Below are 25,489 nucleotides of genomic sequence, written 5' to 3'. Positions count from 1 at the left end.
CCATGACTCTGGCCGAGCGCGCCATGGCGCGACTGGAAGTCTGGCCCGACCTCAGTACGGGACAGGCCAGTTGTGGCGCAGGGCGGGCATTGCGCTCCGTCCACAGCGAGATACTCCACTTCCACTCCGGCCGGGACGTGGATCTGCATCTGACCGTTCCGGCCATCCGGCGGATCCACTCCGACCTCATGGGATCGACGGCGGTGCGGGTGGTGCCCGGTTCCCGCTGGGTCACCGTCCACCTCGACTGCGACACCGACGTGGACCTGCTGATGAGCCTGGTCAGCGTCGCCCTCAAGGCCCACCTCTCGCAGGGCCCGGTCGCCGCCGCGGCGCCCTCCCCCTTCACCTGCAACCTGCACCGGGTCACGCTGGTGCCGCGCGACGATCCGGACGACCGCTGAGGCCCGGCCGCCTCCCCGGTGACCGCCGGGTCCTCGGGGCCGGCGTGGAGGTCGACGCGCCTCAGCGGGATGTACCCGGCGCGGCCAGTCCCGTCGCCCTGCCGTTCTCGTCCCACCGGACTTCCAGCACGGCGGTGACCGCGTCACGGTCGAGGGGGCCGAAGACGTGGGGGAACCGGGTGGAGTCGGGGACACCCGGCGGTGGGGCCGGGGCCGCCGCCTCCCATGCGCAGCGGGCGGTCAGGCGGTCCTCGTCGACGAGGAGCGCCAGGAGCGGTCGGGGGGCCGTGCGGTAGAAGGCGTCGGCGACGGCCAGCGTCGTCGCCTCGTCCGGCGAACAGTGCACGAAGCCCTCCTCGTCGAGGGAGGCGGGCGCGTACGGATGGTCGGGACGGGCGTCCCACTCCGCCTTCGGGACCAGGTGATAGATCATCGTCCGGTTATATCCCGGTGCGGGGTTCACCCGGCGGTGCGGCCACGGAACCGGACCGTGCCGCCGGGGCCCGAGAACGCGGGCTCCGGTGCCAAGGGCGGTCTTCCCCAAGGACCATCAGGGGAAAGAAACCCCACCGAGCCCCACCCTTTCCCTCCCGCCGGGCGCAGCTCACTCGCATGGGTGAATATGCCAACTCGGCTGGGTTTGCGGGGGCTTCGGTGCTCTACGCTCGGCGCAGCAGGTGACCACCTGCGCCCGGACATACGTCGGCCCTCGCCGGGACTGCCATCCCAGTGCGAGGGCCTGACCATTGAGGAACCCAGGTTCCTCCCAAGGAAGATCGAGGATCCAGGTTCCCAATGGATGCTGAAAACACTAGCGTTCCCGCCCCCTCCGAGTCCCGGATTACCGCCGACCACCACCCGAAGCGGGGGCGACGTACCTCCTCCGGTGGAGGCCTGGAACACGAGCACTACCGCCACACGAGCCGCTTCACGGTGGTCGGCAACGACCTCGCGCAGCATCCGGAGTTGTCGGGGACGGCGATCGGGTTCGGCGTGTACATCCAGTCGCTGCCGCCCGGCGCCCAGGTCGACATCAGGACGCTGGCCGCGCGTTTCCCGGAGGGCAGGGCCCGGATCGCCGCCGCCCTGCGGGAGTTGGAGACGCACGGTTTCCTGCGCCGCACGCGGGAGCGGACGCCCGACGGCCGGATCATCACGCGCACGATCTCCTGCAACCGGCCCGGCTACCGGCCCCCGAAGGACGATCACGGTACGGCGCCGCGGCCCGCGCGCAAACGCGAGGCTCCCCCGCCCCGGCCGAAGGCGCTGCCGCCCGTGCCGCAGCCCTCGTACAAGGGCCCCGGACTGCTCCAGCAGGCGATCGACGTCCTGGCCGAGCTGCGTCGCCGGGACTCCCGCCTGCTGCTGTCCGCATCCGACACGGCCCACCTGGCGCCGGGCGTCGCGGCCTGGCTGGAGAGGGACGTCACCCCCAGGGCCGTACGCGATGCCCTGACCGCCGACCTCCCGCCCGAGGAGCTGCGCCGGCCGGCGGCCTTCCTGGCCCACCGTCTCGCCCGTCAGCTGCCGGCCCCGTTGCCGCTGCGCGCTCCGTCTCCGCCACCGCCCGTCGTGCACCCCATGACGCACTGCGACCACTGCGGCAGAGGCATGCGCAGCCCCGAACCGGTCGCGTACTGCCGCGACTGCCGCCCCCTGCTCCGGACGGTGACGTGAGGCCGCGGGACCCCGGCCCGGCCCGCCTCCGTCATGTGACCGCCAGGAGGATGGCCGTGTAGTGCGCGGCGAAGGCGGCGATGGTCAGGGCGTGGAAGACCTCGTGGAAGCCGAACCAGGCCGGGGACGGGTCGGGGCGCTTGAGTCCGTAGACGACGGCGCCCGCGGTGTACAGCAGGCCGCCCGTGACGACGAGGACGACGACCGCGGTGCCGCCGGTGCGCGCGAACTCGGGCAGGTTGAAGACGGCCACCCAGCCCAGCGCGATGTAGCACGGGGTGTACAGCCACCGGGGAGCCCCGATCCACAGGACTCGGAAGGCGATGCCGGCCAGGGCGCCCGCCCACACCACCGCCAGCAGTACCCGCTGCCGGTCCGCGTCGAGCAGCAGCACCGCCAGCGGCGTGTAGGTGCCGGCGATGATCAGGAAGATGTTCGCGTGGTCGAGCCGCCGCAGGACCGCCTCCCCGCGCGGGCCCCACGTCCCGCGGTGGTAGACGGCGCTGGTGCCGAAGAGCAGGCAGGCCGACAGCGCGTACACGGTGCAGGCCGCCACGGCGGCGGCCGAGCGGGAGACGGCGACCAGGACGATGCCGCCGGCCAGCGCGAGGGGGAACACGCCGGCGTGCAGCCAGCCGCGCATCTTCGGCTTCAGCGCGGCCGCGGCCCGCTCGACGCCGTCCTCCAGGGCGGCGGCCGCGGACGGCCGGCCGACCGTGTCGGCGGGCACCTCGACGGTAGGGGTGCGGAGGGGGTCGGGCGTGGTGCCGGGGCGGGGCCGGGGCTCCCGTCCGTGGGCCGGCGGCTGAGCGTCTTCGGCGATCATGCGTCCATATTCCGGAGTCGGCTGAAGCGGGCGGCCCGGCGCGACGCCGCGGGGTGCGGGTCGGATGCCGGCGGCACCTCTGCGTGAACACGTGGAGGGCCCTGGTGCCGTACGGCACCAGGGCCCGAAGGAACTGCTACACCATCTGCCGGCCTTCGTGCTGCGCCGGCCCTCTGTTTCCGCAGACCCGACGGGGACACTGTCGGGTGTGCTGGGATCGCGGTTGCTCGACCGGAGACCACCTCACTATCGATGTCCTGCGGTACCCGGGTTCAAGGCACTCGCCCGGGCGATCCTGATGGCGTTCGGCTCCTCCGTTCTTCCCTCGGTGATCAACTGCTTGCCAAACGGGGGACTGCGTACTGCTGGTGTTGCTGCACTGCGTACTGCTGGTACTGCGGTACTTCTCGTGGCGGCCCCTGATCACTGCGGGCCACCCGGTCCGGTCGTCAGTCCCGTCGCCGTCCTGCGACAAACGTGGCTTCGAAACTCCACCACCGAACCGTCCTGCGCACTGCTACTGCGGTACTGCTGCCCGGCAGTTCGTGTCTGCCGGGCCCTTGGGTCCTTCTGGCTACGAGAGAAACCATAGCCACGCCACGACCCAATGTCTACTCCGACCACGATAGATTTTTGCGCGTCGGACGGCGAGGTAATCGCCTCCGGAGAGGGAGGGGCGAGGCAAGGCCACCCCCGCCGGGTTCACGACCGCAGGGCGGGGCGCATGCGACCCCCGGCCGCTCCCCGGCCGCCCCGCAGTCCGTCACCCGCGTTCCGCGCCTCGGCGTCCTGCGCCTCGGCGTCCGCGCCGCCGGCGACGGCCGGGGGCGACGGCCGGGGGCGACGGCCACCCGAAAGCTCGACCGGTGAGCACCGGCCGCGCAGCACCGGCGGCCGGTTACGGTGCGGCGGACCCACCCGCCCGAGGGCACGAAAATGATCGGAAATATGAATCAAGTTATTTCCGTAACGCGGTGCGCCACTGGAATGAGAAGAAATCCCCCCGGCCTCGTCCGACTTGGCGCCGGAGTATTTCTGCGTAATATGCGGCGGCAGCAACGAACAAGGATTTCCGGGCTTCCGGGAGGGCCCGGCACCCCACGGCCCCCACGCAAGGAAATGGCCTTTCGATGAAGCTGAAGATTCCTCAAGCGGCTCGCCGCCGCACTTTGTCCGGCCTGCTGGCCTCGGCCCTCGCCACGACGGTTTCCGCCGCGATGGTCTTCATGACGCCGACGGCGGCGTCGGCCATCGCGTTGCCCGTACCTCTGGGAACGACCGCCAGTTACTCCGTTCTGGCGGGTGCGGGAGTGACCAACACCGGCAACTCGGTGCTCGCCCACGACCTCGGAACGCACCCGAACCCGTCCATCACCGGATTCCCGCCCGGCCAGGTGGGGGGCGCCATCCACGCCGCGGACGCCGCGGCCCTCCAGGCCAAGTCCGACCTGCTCGTGGCGTACAACAACGCCGCCGGCCAGGCGCCGGACTTCGCCCTTCCGGCGGGAATCGGCGGAGGCCCGGCGCTGCTTCCCGGCGTCTATCGCGCCACGTCCGGCGTCGGTATCACCGGCGACCTCGTCCTGGACGGTCAGGGAAGCTCCGACGCGGTCTGGGTCTTCCAGATCCCCGAATCGCTGACGACGGCGACCTCCAGCCGGATCCTCCTCACCAACGGCGCCTCGGCCTGCAACGTGTTCTGGCAGATCGGCGAAGATGCGTCGCTCGGCGTCACCACCAGCTTCGTGGGCACCCTCATGGCCGAGAACTCGATCACCGTGAACCAGGGAACGAACGTCGAGGGCCGGCTGTTGGCCCAGGTAGGTTCTGTGACCCTCAACAACAACAGGATCTTCCTCGGCAGCTGCGCGGCCTCCACCACCGGTGGGACGACGGCCGGAACCACCACCGGCACCACCACCGGAACCACCACCGGCACGACGACCGGTACGACGACCGGCACCACCACCGGCACGACGACCGGCACCACCACCGGTACGACCACGGGCGGCGGACTCCTCGGCGGTGGCCTGGTCAGCGGCGGCCTCCTGGGCGGACCGCTCGTCACCACCGGCGGCACCTCCGGCAACACGTCCGGGAACACCGCGGGCAACTCCGCCGGGAACACCGCGGGCAACACGACCGGCGGGAACACCGAGGGCAACACGATCGGCGGCAACACCACTGGCGGGCACGGTGGCGGGCACGGTGGCGGCCCCGACCACGCGCCGGGCGGGCCGGATCACGAGGGCGAGGGACGGCCGGACCACGGCGGCGAGCACGACCACGGCAAGCCGGACCACGGCGGCAAGTACGAGCACGGCGGGCCCGACCACGGCGGCAAGCCCCACCCCGGCGGGTACGACCACGACCAGCAGTCGGACGAGAACTTCGGCTACGACGACGTCCCCGAGGCCCACGAGGGCGAGGGTCACGCCAAGAGCCACGAGGGCTAGGCGGCGCGCTTCGATCAGTGCGCTCACCGGGTGACGGCGCGCGGCGGGATTCCCCTCGAATCCGCCGCGCGCCGTCGGCGGCAGCCGGCGCGGAACGCGGGTGCGAGCGGCCGAAACGAGAAAGACGAGAAAGACAGGGTGTGCAGTGTCGGGCGGAATTCACTCAGCGGACGCGAAGGAAGTTCAGCACTCCGCGTCAGGTCCGGTCGAAGAGGAAATTCCTGACGCCACGGCCGCTCCGCCCGGGTTGCCGAGGCGTGCCCGTGCGCTGACCTACGGACTGCGTACCGCCGTTTTCCTGTGCCTCACGGCGAGTGTCGTCCACGTGGTTCTGGTGTTCCTTCACGTGGCACCGGCCAACCCCGTATCCAAGCGGTACAGCCCGATGATCAACTCCTGGGTGTACCCCTACTTCGAACAGAATTGGCGGCTTTTCGCACCGGATCCCGAATCCGTCAACCGGCAGATCCTGGCGAGAACCGCGCACAGTGGCCCCGGCGGCTCGATGCGGGTGAGTTCCTGGTTCGACCTGACCGCCGTGGACGCTTCCGCGGTCGCGCACCAGCCGTTCCCGAGCCACACGGCACAGAACATGCTGCGCCGCGCGTGGGCCGCCTACGTCGACTCCCACGGAGGGGACGACAAGGCGCGTACGGAACGCGCCCTGATGATGCAGAGGTACCTGGGCAACATCGCCGCGGACCGCGTCGCCGCCCACGACGGCGGAGCCTTCGGCTTCATCCAGCTGCGCGTCGTCACCCTGCCCGTCGCCGCGCCCGGCGCCGCCGACGGCGCCCGTCCCCCGACGCCGGTCGAGAACCGGCTCCTGCCCTGGTGGAAGGTGAGCGGCCATGGAGAGTGAGGCCCGAAGGACCACGTCCGCCGTCGGCCGCCGGTGGCTCGCCGACCGGATCGGCGCCGCCCGGGAGCTGGTGACCGGTCGCCCGGTGTCCCTGTACGCCGCGTCGGTGCTGCGCATCGGCTACGGACTGCTCTACCTGGTCTTCCTGCTGCGCGAGTTCCCCCACCGTGCCCAGATCTGGGGCCCGGACTCCCCGTGGACGCCCGCCCTGGCACACCAGCTCTTCGAACAGACGGGGTGGAGGAGCGTCCTGACCCTGTCCGACGACCGCGTCTACTTCGAGTTCTGCTACGCGCTGGCCCTCGTCACGTCCGCGCTGTTCCTGCTGGGCTGGCGGACCCGCGTGACGTCCGTCCTCTTCGCCGTCGTGGTGGCCTCGTTCCACGGCCGGGCGATCTTCATGACGGACGGGGGCGACAACCTGGTCCTGCTGATGGCGCTCTACCTCGTGCTCACCGCGTGCGGCCGGCGCTGGTCCCTGGACGCGCGCAGGAAGCGGCGCGAAGCGGTCCGTGCGGGCAGCGCGCCGGAACCGGCCGGGAGCCCCTTCGCCGGCCAACTCCGCGATGCCCGCACCACCCTGATCACGGTGGTGCACAACTGCGGCATGTTCGTCATCGCGGCGCAGGTCTGCTTCCTCTACGGGTCGGCCGGTCTGTACAAGGTCCAGGGCGCGACCTGGGGCGGCGGCACCGCTCTCCACTACGCCCTGAACCTCGAACTCTTCCGGCCCTGGCCCGCGCTCTCCCACTTCGTGGACCAGTACACCCTCCTGGTCGCGGTCGCGGGCTACCTGACCGTGCTCCTGCAGGTGGCCTTCCCGTTCGTGCTCTTCGGCAGGCTCAAGTACCCCGTTCTCGCCATGCTGCTGAGCATGCACGTCGGCATCGCGGTGCTCATGGGGCTGCCCCTCTTCTCCGGCGCGATGATCATCGCGGACGCCGTGTTCCTCCCCGACCGCTTCTACGCCTTCCTCCCCCGCCTCGGGCGACGCGCGGTCCGGCGGGCGGGCGGGTGGGGTGCCGCACCCGGGCAGACGGCAGGGCCCGGAGCCGTCCCCGCGCAGGGGCGGCCCGGCGGCGCACTCGGCTCCCCGCGGCGAGTCGTCCTTCCGGCGGGCCGGAGGGACACCACGCACGGCATCGGCCCCGTGTCCCCCCAGGTCCCCCCGAAGAGCGGCTGAGCCGGGCGACAGCGGCGGAGGGGTGCGCAGGCTGCCGGGCCGGTGTCAGGCCTCCCCCCGCAACGCCTCCCCCAGTTCGCCCCGGCGGCGTATGCCGAGCTTGCGGTAGGTGCTGGTCAGGTGGGTTTCCACGGTGCGGCGGGCCACGTGGAGGAGGTCGGCTATCTCGGTGTTGCTGCGGCCGGTGGCGGCCAGTTCGGCGATGCGGCGTTCGCTGCCGGTGAGGGAGGCGGCGCCGGTGTGCGCGGTGGCGGTGCGGCGGGCGCCGCCCGCGCGCAGGGCCTCCTCGGCCCGGGAGCGCAGGCGTACGGCGCCCAGGCGTTCGGCGCGTTCGGCGGCCTCGCGGAGGCTTTCGCGGGCGCGGGACCGATCGCCGCCGGCGGACAGCAGGCGGCCCCGGGTGAGGAGGGCGGCGATCAGTTCGGCGTCGGCCGGGGAGCCGCGCAGCAGGGCCACCGCCTCCTCGGCCAGGTCCAGGCCGGGTCGGCCGCCGGTCGCGCGGGCGAGGACGCGCAGGGCCCGGCCGACCGTGCGGGGGGTGTCCCACACGCGGGCCAGCCGCAGTTCCTCCTCGGCCAGGGCGACCGCCTCGCGGGGGTTGCCGAGGGCCAGCCGGCAGCGGGCCGCCGCGGTCCGCCAGGGGGTGACCACGGGGCTGAGCACGGTGCGGGCCGACTGGCGGCGGCCGCACTCCAGGAAGTCGTGCAGGGCGCCGGCGGTGTCTCCCTCGGAGAGGCGGAGGATGCCGCGTGCGTACAGGAAGCGGTTCAGCTCCCAGGAGTCGGGCGCGTCGCGCAGGTCGAAGCGGGCCGCGAGCTGCCGTGCCTGTGCCGTGCGGCCGGTCTCGACGAGGGCCAGGAGGGTGTGCGCGTCGGCGTTGGTGGGACCGCCGGCAGGGGTGGGACCGCCGGTGGGGGCGGGGCCGCCGGTGGGGGCGGGCGGGCCGAGGTCCGTGAGGAGGCGGGCGTACTCGCCGCGGGCCGCGGTGATGTCCAGGCGGACGTTGTGCAGGGCCCGTTGCATGGGGTGCAGGAGGGAGGGGCGCTGGCCGGCCAGGCCGCGTTCCACCAGGCGTTCCGCCTCGTCGAGTTCGTCGGCCCACTGGGCGACGGCCGCCGTGGTGCCCAGCAGGAAGGGCTCGGCGAACGGTTCCGCCGGTTCGGTCAGCAGGGCCCGCAGCCGGGCCATCGCCGCCCGCGCCGAACTCGCCCCGGCGGTCGCCGCGTACCGCACGAGCAGGGCCTGGCCGGTGGCGCCGACCAGTTCCGGTGAGCGCCGCGCGGTGTCGGTGAGCCGGCGGTAGGCCTCGCGGCGGACCGTCTGGTCCTGGTCGGACAGCAGCGCGGACGCGGTCCGCACGGTGCCGAGCAGGTCGGGGTGGCCGGTCAGCCGGTCCTCCAGCGCGTGCAGCACCTCGACCGCCGCCCGGACCTCGCCGCGGCCCGTGAGGGCGGTGCCCAGCGCGAGGGCGGTGCGGACCCGGTCGCGGGGTCCGGCCGGGAGGTCGAGGGCCTCGGTGAGCCGGGGGATGCCGGCGGGGGCGTCGGCAAAGGCGTACTCCAGCGAGCCCAGTTCGGTCAGGAGCCGTTGGCGCAGGTCGTCGGGGAGGGGTTCGGCGAGGGCCCGGCGGAGGTAGCCGACCGCGTCGTCGGGGCGGCCCTCGCGGACGGCGGCGGCGACGGCGTCCCGCAGCACCCGCAGCACCCAGGGCGGTCCGGCGGGCCCGCTGCCCAGCAACTGGCGGGCCACGCCGTCGACCCGGTCCCCGCGCCGCAGCATGGCCTCGGCGACCGCGAGGTGCGCGGCCCGGCGACGGGCGGCCGGCCAGCCGGCGAGCACGGCGTCCCGCAGCAGGGGGTGCGCGTAGCGGGGCCGGCCCCGCGCGTCCGTCCGCAGCAGCCCGAGCCGGGTCATCGCGGTGAGCCAGCCGGCCACCCGGGCGGGGTCCGCGCCGGTGGCGTCGGCGAGGAGGGCGGCCGTGGCGGCGAGGGAGGCGGCGGCCGTCCGGGGCGGGGCCCCGGGACGGTCCCGGTCCGCCCGTTCCAGGGTCGCCAGGGTGCGGGCGGTCTCCGCCGTCGCCGGGCCCGTGGTGTCCAGCCACCAGGAGACGGCGGCCGGGTAGGAGCCGGGGTACAGGGCGGCGCAGGTCCGCGGCACGGGCGCCGGCGGCGGGGTGTCGCGCAGGTCGTCCAGGAGGGCGTGCAGGAGCAGCGGGTTGCCCGCGCCGGCCCGGACGCAGTCGGCGGTCCAGTCGTCGGGGGCCGCGGGGAAGGCGGTCCGCACGAGGTGGGCGGCGGCGGTGTCGGTGAGCGGGGCGAGGGTGTGGGTGCGGACCAGGGACGGCGAGAGGGTGTGGGTGAGTCCCGCGGGCCGCTGGTCGATGTCGTACTGGCTGCGTTCGGTGGCCACCACCAGTACCGGTAATCGGTCGACGCGGCGGGCCGCCTCCACGAACCAGCGCCGGGAGGACTCGTCCGCGAGGTGGATGTCGTCGACCGCCACCAGCACCGGGGACCGTTCGGCGTACGCGCGCAGCACCCGCCACAGCCGGTCCGCGCTGCCGCGTTCGTCGGGTCCGGGTGTCGGGTCGGCGGACTCCGGTACGGGGCCGAGGAGTTGGAGGACGCAGGAGAAGGGTGCGGCGGTGTCCTCGGGGGAGCAGCGGGCGCGCAGCACGCGCAGGCCGCGGCCGGCCGCGTGGGCGACGGCGGCCTCCAGCATGGCGGAGCGGCCGGTTCCGGTGGCTCCGCGCAGCAGGACGAACCGGCCGCCGCCGGCGCGGGCGCGCTCGGCCTCGGCCGCGAGCAGCGCGTGCGCCCGCTCGCGTTCCCGCAGCGGTCCGGTCATGCCTGCCTCCTGAGCTGGACGCGAAAACCCGTGCGCGGGTTCCGCCGGGGGCGTACGGTCGTTGTGGCGATGCTCACGGCCGGGCGCGGACGGTTCCGCGACCCCCGCACCTCGCCCTCCGCACCCCCTCTGACCTGGTGCGATGTCCGCACACGGCATTTCTCGTGGTGGCCGGTCCGCCGGTCTCGTGGTGCGCCTCGTGGTGCTCCACGATTGCGCCCGCCCCAGCCGTCACAGAAGTGTGGAACACGTCCTCCCGCCACCGGCCCGCGCCGGACGGCGGGCTCGTGAACAGGGGGGAAACGGTTGCTCAGCGCACCCCGGACACCAGAGAACGCCACCGTCGCCGTCGGCGCCCACCTCGGTACCCGTACCGCGTACGGCGCCGGCCTGCACGGCGGCCCGCGCCGTACGCCGGTCTCCGTGCAGGCCTGCGACCCCATCTCCCGTGAGGGGGCCGTCAGCCAGCTCCGCGCCCGCCCGGAGGTCGAGGTCCGCACGGAGTCCGGCGCCGGCACGGTGACGCTGCTGATCGAGGACGCCCTCGACGAGGCCGCGCTGGCCCGGCTGCGCCGGGTCGTGCGCAGCGAGGGCGGGCGGGCCGTGCTGGTCGTGGGCACGATCCGCGAGAACGAACTGCTCGACGTCATCGAGTGCGGGGTCGGCGCGATCGTCTGGCGCCGCGAGGCCACCGCGAACCGGCTGGTGCAGGCGGTGACGGCCGCCGCGCGCGGCGACGGCGACCTGCCCGCCGATCTGCTCGGCCGGCTGATCAGCCAGGTGGGCAGCCTGCACCGGGGGGCGGCGAACCGGCCCGGCGCCCCCTCGCTGGGGCTCGCGCCCCGTGAGGTGGACGTCCTGCGGCTGGTCGCCGAGGGACTGGACACCGGAGAGATCGCCAGCAAGCTGTCCTACTCCGAACGGACCGTCAAGAACGTCATGCACGGGCTCACCACACGACTGCACCTGCGCAACCGGGCGCACGCCGTGGCATATGCCCTGCGGGAAGGCTACATCTGACCGAACGGGCAATCGAAGGCGGACACGCGGGCAGTGCCCGCTGCCCGCCGGCCGACCCCGGCGCGCCTGCGGTCCGGGCCGCCCGGACGGCACACTCGGCGGGGTACGCCGTGCGGACGGAAGAAGCGGACGGAAGAAGCCGCCCGGCAGGGCGGTCGAGGAGCGCGCGAAGGTGATCCACGAGGTGGACGAGGTCCTCAAGGGCCTCCTCGGCGGGGGCGCGTTGACGGACTCCGGCATCGACGTCTCCTTCGAGGCGCCGACCCGCGACTGGGCGGCCCGCCGCAACGCCCCGACGATCAACGCCTACTTGTACGACATCCGCGAGGACGTGTCCCGGCGGCAGCGCGGCCAGATCCCGGTCCGCGACGAACGGGACGTCGTCGTACGGCGCCGCCAACCCCCGCGCTGGTTCCGGCTGTCGTACCTCGTCACCGCGTGGACCCGGACCCCGCAGGACGAACACCGCCTGTTGTCGGCCGTGTTGGCGACCCTGCTGCCGCGCGAGCTGCTCCCCGCCGACGAACTCCCCGGCGCCCTGGGCGCCCTCGGCCTCTCCGTCCCGCTGACGGTCGCCGGACTGCACACCGAGTCGCGGTCCCTCGCGGAGATCTGGTCCGCGCTCGGCGGTGAACTCAAGCCGTCCCTGGACCTGGTGGTGACCGCGCCCTTCCCGGCGTTCCCCGAGTACGACGCCGGGCCGCCGGTCACCGAGGGCGCGGCCGTCCGCGTCCGCGGCCTGGACGGCGACCCGCCCGCCTCCGGCGAACGCGCCCACCGCCCACACCAGGTGGCGGCCGCCCGAGAGGCCCGCAGGCCCCGATGACGGACACCCCCCTGCTCGCCCGCCTCGCCGGCCTGCGCGCGCGGGTCGCCGACCTGGTCGCCCACCGGTCCGCAGGCGACCCCACGGCCGACGACCCGCTGCGCGGCCTCTACCTCTCCGAGGAGGCGGTACGGCACCTGCTCGCCGCGGAGCCGCCCGCCCCGCCGCCGGACACGCTCCCCCCGCCCGCCGACGGCGACCCGCTCGACCGGCTCGCCGGCCGGCTCGCCCTCACCCCGCTCGACACGGCGATCCTGCTCCTCGCCCTCGCCCCCGACCTCGACCGGGGCTTCGAGCCGCTCTACGGCTACCTCAACGACGACGTGAGCCGCCGGCGGGCCACCGTCGGACTGGCCCTGGAACTGTGCGGGACGCCCGCGCACCTCGCGGCGGCACGGGCCCGGTTCCACTCCGCCGCGCCCCTGCGCGCGCTCGGCCTGCTGGACGTCGAGGAACCCGAACGCCCTTTCCTGTCACGTTCGTTGCGCGTTCCCGACCGGCTCCTCGCCCACCTCCTCGGCGACGACACCCCGGACGCCGCCCTGCACGGCCACCTCCTGCCCATGCCGGAGGTGCTGCCCGCCGGGGACGCCGGCCACGCCGGCTTCGTCACCCGGCTCGCCGCCCGGCTGCGGCACGGCCCCCTCACCGTCCACCTGCGCGAGCACCGCGAGGGCGACGGACTGGCCGGCATCGCCGCCGCCCTGGACGCGGCCGGTCTGGGCGCCCTGCGCTACACCGGTCCCGAGGACCGCGTCCCGGAGCTGCTGCGCGAGGCCCGGCTCGGCGGACGGGCCGTCGTGCTGTCCGCGCTGCCCGAACAACCGGCCCCGCTGGTGGCCGCGTTGACGGCGGCCACCGACGTGACCGTGCTGCTGGCCGACCCCCGCCCCTACGACCCGCACTGGTGCGCCCACGACCCGCTGGTCCTGGACGCCCCGCGCCGGCAGGCGGGCTCCACGGCGGCCTGGGCGGCGGCGCTCGGCCCGCAGGCCGAGGCGTTCGACCTGGCGACCGCCGTGGCGCCGTACCGGCTGGGCGGGGAACGGGTGGCGCGGGCCGCCCACGGCGCCCTCGCCCTCGCCGCGTTCGACGGCGGCCCGCTCACCGCCGCCCACGTCCGCCTGGCCGCCCGGCAGCAGTCGGCGTCCGGGCTGGAGCGGCACGCCCGCCGGATCCGGCCCGCGGTCGGCTGGGAGGACCTCGTCCTGCCCGAGCGGCCCCTGACCCAGCTGCACGAACTCGCCCTGCGCGCCCGCCACCGCGACCGGGTCCTCGGCGACTGGCGGCTCAGCGCGGGCGGCGGCCGGGGCCGGGGCGTGCTCGGCCTGTTCGCGGGCGAGTCCGGCACCGGCAAGACCCTGGCCGCCGAGGTCGTCGCCGCCGAACTCGGCCTCGACCTCTACGTCGTCCAGCTCTCCTCCATCGTCGACAAGTACGTCGGCGAGACCGAGAAGAACCTGGAGCGCATCTTCACCGAGGCCGACCGCACCGACGCCGTGCTGCTGTTCGACGAGGCCGACGCGGTCTTCGGCAAACGGTCGGAGGTGAAGGACTCGCACGACCGCTACGCCAACATGGAGAGCGCCTACCTGCTCCAGCGCCTGGAGTCCTTCGACGGCATCGCGCTGCTCACCACCAACCTGCGCGCCAACATCGACGAGGCGTTCACCCGCCGGCTCGACCTGGTCGTCGACTTCCCGTTCCCCGACGCCGGTCAGCGCGTGGCCCTGTGGCGGCACTGCCTCTCCCACGTGCCGTGCGCGCCCGGCATCGACCCGTCGCCGGCGGCGAAGGACTTCGAGCTGGCGGGCGGTTCGATCCGCAGCGCCGTCGTCACCGCCGCCTACCTGGCGGCCGGGCGGGGCGAGCCGGTCGGCGACGAGGACCTGATGGAGGGCGCCCGCCGCGAGTACCGCAAGGCGGGCCGCCTGGTGCCGGGCGGGGCGGGCTGGTAGGCGGGCGGCTTCCGGGCGGGGCCGAGGCGGGCCGGCCCGGCAGGCGGCCGGCCGCCGCGCGCGTCCGGGGGGCCGAGGGGCCGAGGGGCCGGGCCGCCGCCCGGAGGAGACGGGCGGGCCGCCCCGTTCTCACCCCGTCCCCCGCGGGCTTCGCACGGCCTCAGACCGTGAAGCGGACCGCCTCCAGGTTCTTGGCCTGCTCCATCGGGCTGCCGCCGTACATCCAGTCGCCCGGCTTCGTGCAGCCCAGGCCCATCCAGCCCTTGTCGGCGACGTGGGCGTTCTGGCAGACCGAGCCGTCGTTGACCTTGATGGTGTAGCCCTGGAGCGGGGAGAGGGACTCCTTGGTGGACCCGAAGTACATGTCGACGCCGTCGGCCGCCGAGGCCCACTTGTCGCCCGTCTTCCAGCCCTCGACCACGTAGGCGCCGTTGCCCGCCGTGCCCTTGACGCCCGACACGGCGATGTTGAGCGCCTTGATCGGCAGGCTCTTGCCGACCGTGCCCGCCTCCGCGCCGTCGCACACCGGGTCCTGCCAGCCGCGGTCGGCGACGTAGGCGCGGTAGCAGATGTGCCGGCCCTCGCTGCGGGCCGCCAGTTCCTGCACGGCGGTGGCGGCGGTGCGCTCCTTCGGCTCGGGCTCCTCGGAGGCGCCGCCCCCGCCACCGTCGCCGTCACCGCCGCCCGCGGCCGGGGTGGCCGAGGCCTCCGGCTCCGCGGCCGGCTCCTCGGCGGGGGGCGGTGGCGGAGCGGCGTTCGCCTTGCTCGGGGCGCTCGGGCTCGGCGCGGGCAGGGCGGTGGCCCCGGCCTGCTCCATCTTCTCCTTGGCCAGGCTGGTGACCTGGGGCCGGTAGGCCAGCCAGATCATCACGAACGCGATGGTCAGCGCGAGGCCCACGCTCAGCGCGGTGGCCAGCCAGCGCGGCAGGAAACCGCGCTGCACGAACGTGCCGTCCACCTCCAGGGGCTGGGCCCCCGACCGCCGTACGGCCAGGCTGTACGGCTGTTCCTCCTTCGAGCCGAACCAGATGATCTGGCGCGGCCGCAGCGTCGCGTCGACGAAGGCCGCGCGCCCCGGCTCGATCTGCACGTTGCCCGGCTGGAGGTCGTAGGCCAGCCGGTCGCCGGTGTCGGTGCCGCTGAGGGAGGCGGTGACGCGGGTGTTGCCGAGGTTGTCGATCGCGAGGCGGGGCCGCCCCCGGAAGCGGCCCTTCACGGTCGGCGGCACCAGCTCGGCGCGGACCTCGGTGAACGGCGTGACCGTCAGGTTGCCCTCGGGCACGGTCACCGCGTCCGGATGCTCGGTCGGCGTGATGCGCACGGCGTACGGGTTCGGACCGGCCGTCGCGTCCGGGGTGCGCGGCGGCGAGAACGTCAGCTCCACCGTCCCCGTCGTCCCCGGGTAGAGCCGCAGCGTCGGCGGCTCCACCGCCGTCCAGGGGGCCACGCTCCCCACCGGCTCGAAGCGGTACTCGTCGACGACGTCACCGGTGTTGCGCACCCGCAGCCGCACACGGGTACTGGCGCCGGGATCGACGGTCGCGGAGGCAGGTTCAAGAGAGGTCCACAGGCTCACCCGCCCACGCTAGAGGGATTCGTCCGGAGGCGGTCAGAGCCTCCGGGGCACGATCACTGCCCCGGACGTCCCTCCCGCTGCCCCCGCAGGCCTCCGCGCCGCCCCGCCGCCGGCCTCCGTGCCGCCCCGCCCGGCCACCTACCGCCCGGCTACCGGTCGGCGGCCGGGGCCGGCGGGTAGGGGTCGGCGGTGATCTTCCCCGGGCTGTCCTGCGACCTGACCTTCCCGCCGTGCAGCAGCGCGAACGTCGCCCCGTCGATGGTGCCGGTCGCGGGCAGCCCCATCGCCTGCTGGTAGAGGAGCACCCGGGTGCGCAGGGAGTCGTCCGCGAGGGCGTGGGCACGGTTCTGGGAGCTCTGCAGGTACTGCATGTTCGCCCGCAGGTGCTGGATCTGCGCCGCGACGACGTTGTCGCTGTAGGTGTCGTAACCGGCCCACAGCAGCGCGCTGTTGACCCATACGATCTCCGGGCTGTCGTCGCCGGGCTGGACGCCGGAGACGTCCGTGGTGAAGTGGGCCATCACCAGGGCCGTCATGGTGGACCGGCCCAGGTTGCCGAGGCCGTCCGTCTTCACGATGACGCCGTCGTAGACGTCGTCGAGCTTCTTCTGGGAGCACTTCAGCGCCGCGACCGTCGCCGCGTCCATGACGCCCTTGGTGTGCGGCGCGGTGAGCCGGCAGGGGTCCTCCGACCGGTACTTCTCCATCCTGACCTGCGCGAACTGCACGAAGAGGTTGGGGCCGTCACCCGGCCTGAACGGCAGCGGGCCGCTCGGCTGCTCGGCCTTGTTCTTCGGCTCCTCCTCGGCGGCCGCACCGCCGCCCGCCGACGAGCCGCCGCCGTCCTCCCCGCCCCCGCCCCCGGCCTCGGCCGCGAGGTCGGGCAGGGCCGCCTCCGAGGCCTTCGGCGAGGGCGCCGACGCCTGCGGGCTGGGCAGCACGGGCAGTTCGACGGCGGCGACCTCCTCCGTCCGCTCCACCGCACCGGTGATCACACGGGGCTTGTGGCCGATCCACAGGAAGAGGAACGTCAGGGCCAGCGCCAGCGAGATGCTGAGCACGGTGGCCAGCCAGCGCGGCAGGAACCCGCGCTGCACGAACGTGCCGTCGACGGCCATCGGGCTCTTCCCGGACCGGTGCACGGCCAGCGCGTACGGCCGCTGCTCCTTCGAGCCGAACCAGATGGTCTGCCGCGGCCGCAGCGTCGCGTCCACGAACGCCGCGCGCCCCGGCTCGATCCGCACGCTGCCCGGCCGGATGTCGTACGACAGGTGGTCGCCCGTGTCGCTGCCGCTCACCGACGCCGTCAGCGGGGTGTTGCCGAGGTTGTCGACGGCGAGCCGGGGACGGCCCCGGAAGCGGCCCTTCACGGTCGGCGGCACCAGCTCGGCCCGCAGTTCGCTGAAGGGCGTCACGGTGAGGTTGCCCTCGGGCACGGTGACCGCGTCCGGATGCTCGGTCGGCGTGATGCGCACGGCGTACGGGTTCGGGCCGGCCGTCGCGTCCGGGGTGCGGGGCGGGGCGAAGGTCAGCTCCACCGTGCCCGTCGTCCCCGGGTAGAGCCGCAGCGTCGGCGGCTCCACCGTCGTCCAGGGCGCCGTCGGGCCCACCGGTTCGAAGCGGTACTCGTCGACGACGTCACCGGTGTTGCGCACCCGCAGCCGTACGCCGGCGGTACTGCCGGGATCGACGGTGACGGAGGCGGGTTCGAGGGAGGTCCACAGGCTCACACGAGGACGCTACGGGAGGCGCCGTACGGGATCAGGGGTCGCCGGGGCAGACGTCGCTGCCCTTGCGGACCAGGGTTCTCGGGGCGGCGCGCCGTGGACGAACACCTGGTCCGGCAGGTGGGGAGCGGGACGGGGCGGACGCCGCGCCACCGGAGCGCGGGGCGGCGGGGCCGGGTCCGGCGCGACCTCGCGGACGGCCCTTTCGGGCAGGAAGTCTGCTCGGGGCGGGGCCCCGGAACCCTTGCGCGGTCCGGGGCGGCCGTTCGCATCATGCTCACGGCAGTGGTGTAACCGCAGTCGGGCGGCCGCACCTGGAACTCCGGACTACCGGGAGGCGGATGATGCGGGAACAACAGGTGGACGAGACGCGCAACAGGGTGGGCAAGCCCGCCCCGCGGGCGGCCGCGCGGAGCACACAGGGCCTCTCGGAGGCGCCGCTCGGCACGCTGCCCGGCGGGGGGTTCGCCCCGGCCGCCGTCACCGCCCTGCAGCGCGCGGCCGGCAACGCGGCGGTCACCGCGGCCATGGCGCGCGGCAGCCACGAGCACGGCCCCGGCTGCGGGCACGCGGCCCCGGTGCAGCGGTCCGCGGTGCACGACGTGCTGCGCGGCGCGGGCACCCCGCTCGACACCGGGACGCGCACGGAGATGGAGGCGCGGCTGGGCGCCGACTTCTCCGACGTGCGGCTGCACACGGACACGGTGGCGCAGCGGTCCGCGGCCGAGATCGGGGCCCGCGCCTACACCTCCGGCAGCCACGTGGTCCTCGGCGAGGGCGGCGCGGACAAGCACACCCTCGCCCACGAACTGACGCACGTCATCCAGCAGCGGCAGGGCCCCGTGGCGGGCACGGACGACGGCGGCGGCCTCAGGGTCAGTGATCCCTCGGACCGGTTCGAGCAGGCCGCGGAGGCCAACGCCCGTCAGGTGATGGCGGGTCCGGTGCCGCAACGGCGGGAGGGCGAGGGCGGACCGGGTCCGGACCGGTCCACGGGCCACGGGGAGGCGGCCGTGCAGCGCATGCGGATGCCCTGGCAGAAGGAGGCGAAGCAGGAACAGCAGGGCCCGGCGCCGATCACCCTGCGCGTCGGTGACGACTCGATCACCACGACCCGCCAGGGCGCCTACTACCACTTCAGGACACCGGCCGGCGGAAACGCCTTCATCCACGACGTGGCGGTGAACAACGGGGCCGTCGATCCGGAACTGGCCGGGCACATCACGCGCTACCTGAACGGCGGCCTGATGCTGTACCGGGGCATCCCGCGCTGGCACCCGACCTGGCACCAGGTGATCGGGGAGGGCGTCATCCCGCCGCTGGGCTCCGGGTGGCTGCCGGACTTCGACACCCACAACACCTCGTTCATCCCCTTCGCCCCCCGGGAGGACATCGCCCGCGGTGCCGCCGTGGGCGCCTCGGGCATGGGACCGGGCGACCGGGCCCAGTTCGTGGAGGGATACAGCAGGCAGGGCGAGCACGAGGTCGGCATGATGGTCACCGTCCAGGTCGGTCCGGAGCACGACGTCGGCTTCTACAACGGCGGCGAGATCCAGGCCCGCGGCCCCGTGGACCTGCGGAGCATGCAGGTGTTCACCATGGGGACCGACGTGGAGGAGGCGCTGACCGGAACTCCCGGCGCCCAGCACGAACCCCTGCGGAACACCCGTCCGGCCACGCCCACGAACGCCGAGAAGGACGCGTACCGCGCGGAGTACGGCGGGCTGCGGAAGTAAGGACACACCCGCATTGCCCCTACGGGCACGCTTCGTGCCCCCGGACAGGTACCGGAGGACGTTTCGGACGGCGCGCCTCGCGCGTGAGGGTGGGAGCCGACCTGACTCGTACCCCGAGGAGAGCAGAGCATGCCGTCCTACCTGTCACCCGGCGTTTACGTCGAGGAGGTGGCCAGCGGCTCACGCCCGATCGAGGGGGTGGGCACCTCGGTGGCGGCCTTCGTCGGGCTCGCGCCGACCGGCCCGCTGAACGAGCCGACGCTGGTCACCAACTGGACGCAGTACGTGGCGGCGTTCGGTGACTTCACCGACGGGTACTACCTCGCGCACTCCGTCTACGGCTTCTTCAACAACGGCGGCAGCGCCGCGTACGTCGTCCGCGTGGGCGGCGCCCCCGGCGGCGCCGCCGGGGAGGCGTCCGCCGCCCCCGCCGCGGTGACCGGCGGCGACGAGCGCGCCGCGCTGCCCCAGGGCGAGCCCAGGCAGCTCGGGACGTTCACCGTGACCGCCGTGGCCGGCGGCTCCGGTCCGCTCAGCGTCGAGGTCGCCGACCCCGAGGGCGAGGGCCCCGCCGAGCGGTTCAAGCTGATCGTCAAGGACGGCGACAAGCCGGTCGAGACCTTCGACGTGACCGCCAAGAAGGGCGGCCGCAACTACGTCGTCACGCAGGTGAAGGAGCGCTCCAAGCTCATCACCGTGCAGGAGGCGGCGCCCGCCGCCCAGCTGGCGCGCCCGGACAACCAGACCGTGGCGCTCGCCGCCCCGCCCGCCGCCGCGGCCCCGGCCGCCCCGGCCACCGGCGACCGGCAGCAGGCCGGCCCCGCCCAGTACCTCGGCGACAGCGCCGACCGCACCGGCTTCGGTGGCCTGGAGGCCGTCGACGAGATCTCCATGGTCGCGGTGCCCGACCTGATGGCCGCCTACCAGCGGGGCGCGATCGACCTGGAGCAGGTCAAGGCCGTCCAGCTGGGCCTGATCGCGCACTGCGAGCTGATGGGCGACCGCGTCGCGATCATCGACCCGCCGCCGGGCCTCAACGCCCGCCAGATCCGCGTCTGGCGCCAGGAGACGGCCGGCTACGACTCCAAGTACGCCGCCCTGTACTACCCGTGGATCAAGTCCTTCGACCCGGCGACCGGCCAGTCCCGCCTGGTCCCGCCGAGCGGCCACGTCGCCGGCGTCTGGGCCCGCAACGACTCCGAGCGCGGCGTCCACAAGGCCCCGGCCAACGAGGTCGTGCGCGGCGCGGTGGACCTGGAGATCCAGATCACCCGCGGCGAGCAGGACCTGCTCAACCCCATCGGCGTGAACTGCATCCGCGCCTTCCCGGGCCGCGGCATCCGCGTCTGGGGAGCCCGCACCCTCTCCTCCGACCCGGCCTGGCGCTACCTGAACGTCCGCCGGTACTTCAACTACCTGGAGGAGTCGATCCTGATCGGCACCCAGTGGGTGGTGTTCGAGCCGAACGACCACGCCCTGTGGGCGCGGATCCGGCGCAACGTCTCGGCGTTCCTGGTCAACGAGTGGCGCAGCGGCGCCCTGTTCGGCGCGAAGCCCGAGGACGCGTACTACGTCAAGTGCGACGAGGAGACCAACCCGCAGGAGTCGGTCGACGTCGGCCGCGTCGTGTGCGAGATCGGCATCGCGCCGGTCAAGCCGGCCGAGTTCGTCATCTTCCGGCTGGCCCAGTTCTCCAGCGGCAACGGGGAGCTGGAGGAGTAACCGCTCCTCCCACCACCCCCGAACGCAGTCAACTCCCTTAGAAGGAAAGCCAGATGAGTCTCCAGCCGGGTGATGCTCTCACTTCGCACAATTTCGGCCTCCAGATCGACGGCGTGATGGTCGAGTACCTCGCCGAGGTCAGCGGCCTCAGCCTGGAACAGGACGTCATCGAGTACCAGCAGGTCTCCGCGCAGGGCAAGCCGGTCACCAAGAAGCTGCCGGGCGTGAAGAAGGCCGGGACCTGCACGGTCGTCCGCGGCATGACGCAGTCCGCGGCGTTCAACACGTGGATCACCGAGTCGATCAACGGCGTGATGGGCTCCGCCCGCAAGAACGCCACGATCATGGTGATGGACTACCAGAACAACCCGGTCAAGCGGTACAACATGCGCAACGCCTGGTGCAGCAAGATCGACACCAGCACGGTGAAGGCCGGCGAGGCGTCCGCGCTGACCGAGACGGTGACCATCACGTTCGAAGAACTGGTCATCGAGTAATGCGACGTTCCGCTGTGCGGGCGGCGGCGCCCGCGGGCGGGGAGCAGGAGACCACTCCGCTCCCGCCCGCGGCGCCGGCGCCCGCGCCCGTCGCGCAGCGCCTGCAGACGGAGTTCCCCTTCGAACTGCCACGGGGCTACGTCGACGAGGCGGGCACCGTCCACCGCGACGGCGTGATGCGGCTGGCGACGGCACGGGACGAACTCGTCCCGCTGCGGGACATCCGCGTCCAGGAGAACCCGGCGTACCTGTCGGTGGTCCTGCTGGGCCGGGTCATCACCCGCCTCGGCACGCTCCCGCTCGTCCACGACGGGATCGTGGAGAACATGTTCGCCTCCGACCTGGCGTTCCTCCAGGACTTCTACCGCCAGGTGAACGCGGAGGGCCACACCCGCGCGACCGTCGAGTGCCCGCACTGCGCGGAGCCCTTCGAGGTCGAACTCGGCGGGAGCCGCCTGGGGGAATCGTGACGTACGCGACCGACCGGCTGCACGAGGAGATCGCGTACGTCGCCTTCCACTTCCACTGGGGCCACGACGAGATCCTGGACCTGGAACACCACGACCGCCGCCGCTACGCGGACAGCATCGCGTCCCTCGTGACGCGCGCGGAGGGCTGAGCGATGGGCTTCCTGGACCGTTTCCGCCGCCCCGCGGAACACGGGGCGGCGGGCGGCGAACCGGCTGCGGAACCGGGTGCGGCACCTGATGTCCCGGGTGCCGGTACGGCGTCGGCGGCCGGCACGGAACCCGCTCCGGTACGTCCGCGTACGGCCGCCTGGTCCTCCTTGCCGCCCGTGCAGCGGACGGTGGGGGGCAGGGGTGCGGCCGGCGTCGCCGACCCGGGCTTCGGCGGCCGCCTGGCCACCTGGCAGAACCCCTCCTTCACCGGCGCCCCCTCACCGGCGGTCCTGGACGGCCGGTCGGGCGGCCTGCTGGACCACCTGACGTCGGTTCCGCCCCGGCAGCCGGCAGCACCGGCGCCGGCCGACCGCCCCGCGCCGGTGGTGCCGGTGGTGCCGGTGGCGGGACCTGTCACGGGGCCCGTGGGGGGACACGCGGGGGGCGGGGCGCAGATGCCCGCGCCGGTGTCCGGGCCGATGTCCACGCCGGTGTCCGCTCCGGTGGTGGCGTCGGCGCAGCCCGCCGCCGTCCTGCCGGTCCCGTCCGCTCCTCCCGCTCCTCCCGCGCCCGCCGCACCGGCGCGGGGCATCCGGGTGCAGCCGGCACCCGCCCGCCCCGCCGCGGCGCAGGCACCCCTGACGAAGTCGGCCGCCGCCCCGGTCCAGCGACGCACGCTGCCCGCACGGGTCCCGTCGGCCCCGAGGCCGGCCGCCACCGGGACCGGGACCGGCGAGGACACGGGGACCGGGGGCGCCCCCGCGGCCCCGGGCAAGGAGCCCGTCCCACCGGGTGCGGTGACTCCCCCGCCCGGCCCGGTCCCGTCGTCGACTCCGGCGGGGACACCGGCCGGTGCGCCGGCGACGCCGTCCGTGCAGCGGGCGGGAGACGGGGAAGCGCGGGGCCGGAGCGTTCCGGGGACGGCGGCTTCGGCAGGCCGGGCGGTCGGCCTGGGCCCCGCCATGGGCTCGGGGCCGGTCGTGGGCTCGGGGCCGTCGGCCGGTGCCGGGCACGCGGTGGGGGGCGGGGGACCGGCGGGCGGCGCGGGCCCGGCCGTGAGCCCGAGGTCCGACGCCGCGGCCGCGCCGGTCGTCCAGCGGAGCACCGCGCCCGGCTCGGCCGCCGTTCCGCCTCCCGGTCCGCGTGTCGGTCCGGGCTCCTCGGCACGCCCCGACACGGGTCCGGCTCCGACCGGTGCCGCCACGTCGGGCAACACGCCGAGCCCCGTCGCCGCCCGACCGACGGCAGGCCGGCCCACGCCCGCACCCGGCGCAGGCCCGACCTCCGGCACCGCGCCCACGTCGGATGCCGGAACTCCGGGCGGCGCGCCGCACCCCGCCGTCGCCCAACGGACGACAGGCCGACCCGGCCCGTCCAGCGGCCGGCCCACGCCCGCACCCGGCGCAGGCCCGACCTCCGGCACCGCGCCCACGCCGAGTGCCGCATCCGCACCCGGCACCGCGCCCACGTCGGATGCCGGAACTCCGGGCGGCGCGCCGCACCCCGCCGTCGCCCAACGGACCACCGACAGGCCCACGCCCGCCGCCGGGCATGCCTCCGGTGCCGGTCCCGCGCCCACGTCCGGCACCGGGCCCACGTCGGATGCCGGGACCCCCGGCAACGTGCCGCGCCCCGTCGTCGTCCAACGCACCACCGACCGGCCCACCCCGCCCGGCGGCCGGCCCACGCCCTCGCCCGGCACCGGAACGGCGTCCGGCAGCGAGCCCGCGCCGAGCACCGGAACCCCGGGCAACTCACCGCGCCCCGTCATCGCGCAACGCACCACCGACCGACCCACCGCACCCGGCGGCCGACCCACGCCCTCGCCCGGCACCGGACCGACCTCCGGCAGCGGGCCCACGCCGAGTGCCGCACCCTCGTCCGGTACGGGGCCGACGTCGGATGCCGGTACGTCGGGCGACGTGCCGCGCCCCGTCGTAGCCCAACGCACCACCGACCGAACCACCCCGTCCGGCAGCCGACCCGCATCCGGCACCGAGACCGCGCCGGACACCGGAACCCCGGGCAGCTCACCGCGCCCCGTCGTCGCCCAACGCACGACCGGCCGGCCCAGCCCGACACCGTCCCGCCCCGTCCCCGGTGCGGCCACGAAGGCGGCCGCGCCCTCGCCCTCCGCACCGGCCCCGATCGGCACGCCCGGCGGCCGGACCGCGCACGCCGCCGGACCGACCCCCGCCACCGGCCCGGCCCTGGTCCCCGCTGCCGCACCCGTCCCCGCACCCACCCCCGTCGCCGGACCCGTCGCCGGACCCGTGGCCGGTTCCCGCGCCGCGAGCGGCGGGGCGAGCAGCGGAACGGACCTGCGGCGCTCGGCCCTCGGCGCCCCGGCACCGTCCGCCCCGCCGGTCCCGCCGGTCAACTCCGCCGGCCCACCGGCCGCCGCCCGGACGTCGACCGGCGTGCCGGTCGGAACGGGGCCGGCCCCGGCCGACGTACCGGCGTCGGCGGGAACCCCGGCACCGCCCGCCGCCACCGCGGGTACCCCCGCCGTGCAGCGCTCGGCCGTGCCCGGCGGTGGCGCACCAGCAGCGCCCGGCCGCACTCCCGCCGCCCCCGATGTCCCGTCTCCCGCGCCCCACCAGGCCGTTGCGGCCGGGCAGTCGACCGGCCCGGCCGGTGCCCGGCGACCGGACACGGACCGCCGCACTGCACCGGCGGCCTCCCCGTCGCCCGCCCCGAGCGGGCCCGTCGACGCCACCCCGGACGTCCACGTCCAGCGGTCGGCCGCGGCCGGCCGGCCGGCGCCGCCTTCGGTGTCGCCCTCCGCCGCCCGGCCGCCGGTCACCCGCACGCCCCGCACCGCAACGACGGGAGCGACGGGAGCGCCGTCATCCCCTGTCCAGCGGAGCACCCGCCGTGTCGGCCTGGGCGCCCCCGCGCGAGGGAACTCGGGCGGCGCCGAACCGGCCCAGCCCCCTGTGCCGCCGTCGGCGCCGCCCGCCGTCACCGCGTTCGCGCCACCCGCCGTCACCGCGTTCGCGCCGCCCGCCGGATCTGCCGTACCGGCGGCGCCTTCCCGCCCTGAGGCCCCGCGGCCCTCCGTGCGGCGCGCTCCGGGTGCGGCCGTTCCCGTCCCCGTCGGCCGCCCGCGTCCCGCGCTCGGTGCCCCGCTCACCGGCCGGCCCGCGGACGCGGTGTCCCTCGGCGCGCCCGGAACCCCGCCCGTCGTGCAGCGCGCCACCGCGCCACGCGGCTCCGCGGGCCGTACGGCGACGCCGCCCACCCCGCTCCCCGGCATGTCCCTGCCCGGCGCCGCCCCGGCCCGCCCCGCGCCCCCCGCCCCAGGACCCGCACCGGCACCGCTCCCACCGGCCCCGGTGCCGAACCCGCCGGTCCCCCCGGCCCCGCCGGCCCCGCCGGCCCCGCCGACGACCGGTGCGGCTGCCACGGCCCGTCCCGCACCCGCACCTGCACCCGCCCCGGCCTCCGCCCGCCCGGCCGGCCGGCACCCGGCCCGCCGCGCCGTCCCGCTCGTCCGGCCCGCCGTCCAGCGCACGACACCGCACACGACCGGATCCACGACCGTCCCCG

Annotated in this window: 18 protein-coding genes; 13 read left to right on the top strand and 5 right to left on the bottom strand. The window is 74.9% G+C overall.

The window, feature by feature from the left end:
• Nucleotides 1–2: 2 nt before the first annotated feature.
• On the top strand, nucleotides 3–404 hold the full coding sequence (locus ACH4N1_RS06155) for a luciferase family protein (RefSeq protein WP_398094845.1): 402 nt from the start codon (nucleotides 3–5) through the stop codon (nucleotides 402–404).
• 61 nt (nucleotides 405–465) lie between these two features.
• Here ACH4N1_RS06155 and ACH4N1_RS06150 read toward each other — a convergent pair whose 3' ends face one another.
• Nucleotides 466–837 carry a DUF952 domain-containing protein gene (locus ACH4N1_RS06150; protein WP_398094843.1) on the bottom strand — a complete coding sequence of 124 codons (372 nt, stop codon included), beginning with the start codon at nucleotides 835–837 and terminating at the stop codon, nucleotides 466–468.
• Nucleotides 838–1,199: 362 nt separating this feature from the next.
• On the opposite strand from ACH4N1_RS06150, the gene ACH4N1_RS06145 reads away from it, so the two are divergent.
• On the top strand, nucleotides 1,200–2,081 hold the full coding sequence (locus ACH4N1_RS06145; protein ID WP_398094842.1) for a helix-turn-helix domain-containing protein: 882 nt from the start codon (nucleotides 1,200–1,202) through the stop codon (nucleotides 2,079–2,081).
• A gap of 31 nt (nucleotides 2,082–2,112) precedes the next feature.
• On the opposite strand, the gene ACH4N1_RS06140 is transcribed toward ACH4N1_RS06145, so the two are convergent.
• Nucleotides 2,113–2,907 (bottom strand): hemolysin III family protein, encoded by a 795-nt coding sequence (locus tag ACH4N1_RS06140; RefSeq protein ID WP_398094841.1) that lies wholly within the window; start codon nucleotides 2,905–2,907, stop codon nucleotides 2,113–2,115.
• A gap of 1,130 nt (nucleotides 2,908–4,037) precedes the next feature.
• On the opposite strand from ACH4N1_RS06140, the gene ACH4N1_RS06135 reads away from it, so the two are divergent.
• The 3 genes from ACH4N1_RS06135 to ACH4N1_RS06125 all read left to right on the top strand — a co-directional run bounded on the left by ACH4N1_RS06135 (nucleotide 4,038) and on the right by ACH4N1_RS06125 (nucleotide 7,408).
• Nucleotides 4,038–5,363, top strand: coding sequence for an ice-binding family protein (locus ACH4N1_RS06135; protein WP_398094839.1), 1,326 nt, complete (start codon nucleotides 4,038–4,040; stop codon nucleotides 5,361–5,363).
• Between the two features lie 325 nt (nucleotides 5,364–5,688).
• Complete coding sequence (locus ACH4N1_RS06130; RefSeq protein ID WP_398094838.1) at nucleotides 5,689–6,225, top strand: DUF5819 family protein; 537 nt, start codon at nucleotides 5,689–5,691, stop codon at nucleotides 6,223–6,225.
• Complete coding sequence (locus ACH4N1_RS06125; RefSeq protein ID WP_398094837.1) at nucleotides 6,215–7,408, top strand: HTTM domain-containing protein; 1,194 nt, start codon at nucleotides 6,215–6,217, stop codon at nucleotides 7,406–7,408. Before ACH4N1_RS06130 ends, ACH4N1_RS06125 begins: the two co-directional genes overlap by 11 nt.
• Before the next feature lie 45 nt (nucleotides 7,409–7,453).
• On the opposite strand, the gene ACH4N1_RS06120 is transcribed toward ACH4N1_RS06125, so the two are convergent.
• On the bottom strand, nucleotides 7,454–10,255 hold the full coding sequence (locus ACH4N1_RS06120) for an AAA family ATPase (RefSeq protein ID WP_398094836.1): 2,802 nt from the start codon (nucleotides 10,253–10,255) through the stop codon (nucleotides 7,454–7,456).
• A 306-nt stretch (nucleotides 10,256–10,561) separates the two neighbouring features.
• Between ACH4N1_RS06120 and ACH4N1_RS06115 the strand changes: the two genes are divergently transcribed.
• The 3 genes from ACH4N1_RS06115 to ACH4N1_RS06105 all read left to right on the top strand — a co-directional run bounded on the left by ACH4N1_RS06115 (nucleotide 10,562) and on the right by ACH4N1_RS06105 (nucleotide 14,059).
• Entirely contained in the window at nucleotides 10,562–11,275 is a 714-nt protein-coding gene (locus tag ACH4N1_RS06115; RefSeq protein WP_398094835.1) for a LuxR C-terminal-related transcriptional regulator, read from the top strand.
• 172 nt (nucleotides 11,276–11,447) lie between these two features.
• On the top strand, nucleotides 11,448–12,101 hold the full coding sequence (locus tag ACH4N1_RS06110) for a DUF4255 domain-containing protein (RefSeq protein WP_398094833.1): 654 nt from the start codon (nucleotides 11,448–11,450) through the stop codon (nucleotides 12,099–12,101).
• Nucleotides 12,098–14,059, top strand: a complete 1,962-nt coding sequence (locus ACH4N1_RS06105; RefSeq protein ID WP_398094832.1) for an ATP-binding protein — start codon at nucleotides 12,098–12,100, stop codon at nucleotides 14,057–14,059. Before ACH4N1_RS06110 ends, ACH4N1_RS06105 begins: the two co-directional genes overlap by 4 nt.
• A gap of 160 nt (nucleotides 14,060–14,219) precedes the next feature.
• On the opposite strand, the gene ACH4N1_RS06100 is transcribed toward ACH4N1_RS06105, so the two are convergent.
• Complete coding sequence (locus ACH4N1_RS06100; protein ID WP_398094830.1) at nucleotides 14,220–15,635, bottom strand: hydrolase; 1,416 nt, start codon at nucleotides 15,633–15,635, stop codon at nucleotides 14,220–14,222.
• A gap of 149 nt (nucleotides 15,636–15,784) precedes the next feature.
• Nucleotides 15,785–17,365, bottom strand: a complete 1,581-nt coding sequence (locus tag ACH4N1_RS06095; protein ID WP_398094828.1) for a peptidoglycan-binding protein — start codon at nucleotides 17,363–17,365, stop codon at nucleotides 15,785–15,787.
• A 356-nt stretch (nucleotides 17,366–17,721) separates the two neighbouring features.
• Here ACH4N1_RS06095 and ACH4N1_RS06090 point away from each other — a divergent pair, with 356 nt between their 5' ends.
• From ACH4N1_RS06090 to ACH4N1_RS06070, 5 genes are all read left to right on the top strand, one after another.
• The gene (locus ACH4N1_RS06090) at nucleotides 17,722–19,098 is read left to right on the top strand and encodes a DUF4157 domain-containing protein (RefSeq protein WP_398094827.1); all 1,377 of its coding nucleotides are present in this window, start codon (nucleotides 17,722–17,724) and stop codon (nucleotides 19,096–19,098) included.
• Nucleotides 19,099–19,227: 129 nt separating this feature from the next.
• Entirely contained in the window at nucleotides 19,228–20,820 is a 1,593-nt protein-coding gene (locus ACH4N1_RS06085) for a phage tail sheath subtilisin-like domain-containing protein (protein ID WP_398094825.1), read from the top strand.
• A gap of 53 nt (nucleotides 20,821–20,873) precedes the next feature.
• Complete coding sequence (locus ACH4N1_RS06080; protein ID WP_356773890.1) at nucleotides 20,874–21,317, top strand: phage tail protein; 444 nt, start codon at nucleotides 20,874–20,876, stop codon at nucleotides 21,315–21,317.
• Nucleotides 21,317–21,787 carry a hypothetical protein gene (locus tag ACH4N1_RS06075; RefSeq protein WP_398094824.1) on the top strand — a complete coding sequence of 157 codons (471 nt, stop codon included), beginning with the start codon at nucleotides 21,317–21,319 and terminating at the stop codon, nucleotides 21,785–21,787. Before ACH4N1_RS06080 ends, ACH4N1_RS06075 begins: the two co-directional genes overlap by 1 nt.
• A complete protein-coding gene (locus tag ACH4N1_RS06070; protein WP_094102853.1) occupies nucleotides 21,784–21,936 on the top strand; it encodes a DUF6760 family protein in 153 nt (50 codons plus the stop codon). The genes ACH4N1_RS06075 and ACH4N1_RS06070 overlap by 4 nt, the downstream gene beginning before the upstream one ends.
• The last annotated feature ends 3,553 nt before the right edge of the window (nucleotides 21,937–25,489 follow it).

It is taken from the genome of Streptomyces sp. NPDC017202, from assembly GCF_044331705.1.
In the GTDB taxonomy this organism is placed as follows: Bacteria; Actinomycetota; Actinomycetes; order Streptomycetales; family Streptomycetaceae; genus Streptomyces.
Note: the sequence above shows the minus strand (reverse complement) of the source record. Positions and strands in the feature narration are given on the sequence as shown.

Excerpts from the sequence above, each read along its gene's own strand:
- ACH4N1_RS06155 (WP_398094845.1), top strand. The coding sequence starts at position 3 with ATGACTCTGGCCGAGCGCGCCATGGCGCGACTGGAAGTCTGGCCCGAC.
- ACH4N1_RS06150 (WP_398094843.1), bottom strand. The coding sequence starts at position 837 with ATGATCTATCACCTGGTCCCGAAGGCGGAGTGGGACGCCCGTCCCGAC.
- ACH4N1_RS06145 (WP_398094842.1), top strand. The coding sequence starts at position 1,200 with ATGGATGCTGAAAACACTAGCGTTCCCGCCCCCTCCGAGTCCCGGATT.
- ACH4N1_RS06140 (WP_398094841.1), bottom strand. The coding sequence starts at position 2,907 with ATGATCGCCGAAGACGCTCAGCCGCCGGCCCACGGACGGGAGCCCCGG.
- ACH4N1_RS06135 (WP_398094839.1), top strand. The coding sequence starts at position 4,038 with ATGAAGCTGAAGATTCCTCAAGCGGCTCGCCGCCGCACTTTGTCCGGC.
- ACH4N1_RS06125 (WP_398094837.1), top strand. The coding sequence starts at position 6,215 with ATGGAGAGTGAGGCCCGAAGGACCACGTCCGCCGTCGGCCGCCGGTGG.
- ACH4N1_RS06120 (WP_398094836.1), bottom strand. The coding sequence starts at position 10,255 with ATGACCGGACCGCTGCGGGAACGCGAGCGGGCGCACGCGCTGCTCGCG.
- ACH4N1_RS06105 (WP_398094832.1), top strand. The coding sequence starts at position 12,098 with ATGACGGACACCCCCCTGCTCGCCCGCCTCGCCGGCCTGCGCGCGCGG.
- ACH4N1_RS06085 (WP_398094825.1), top strand. The coding sequence starts at position 19,228 with ATGCCGTCCTACCTGTCACCCGGCGTTTACGTCGAGGAGGTGGCCAGC.
- ACH4N1_RS06080 (WP_356773890.1), top strand. The coding sequence starts at position 20,874 with ATGAGTCTCCAGCCGGGTGATGCTCTCACTTCGCACAATTTCGGCCTC.
- ACH4N1_RS06075 (WP_398094824.1), top strand. The coding sequence starts at position 21,317 with ATGCGACGTTCCGCTGTGCGGGCGGCGGCGCCCGCGGGCGGGGAGCAG.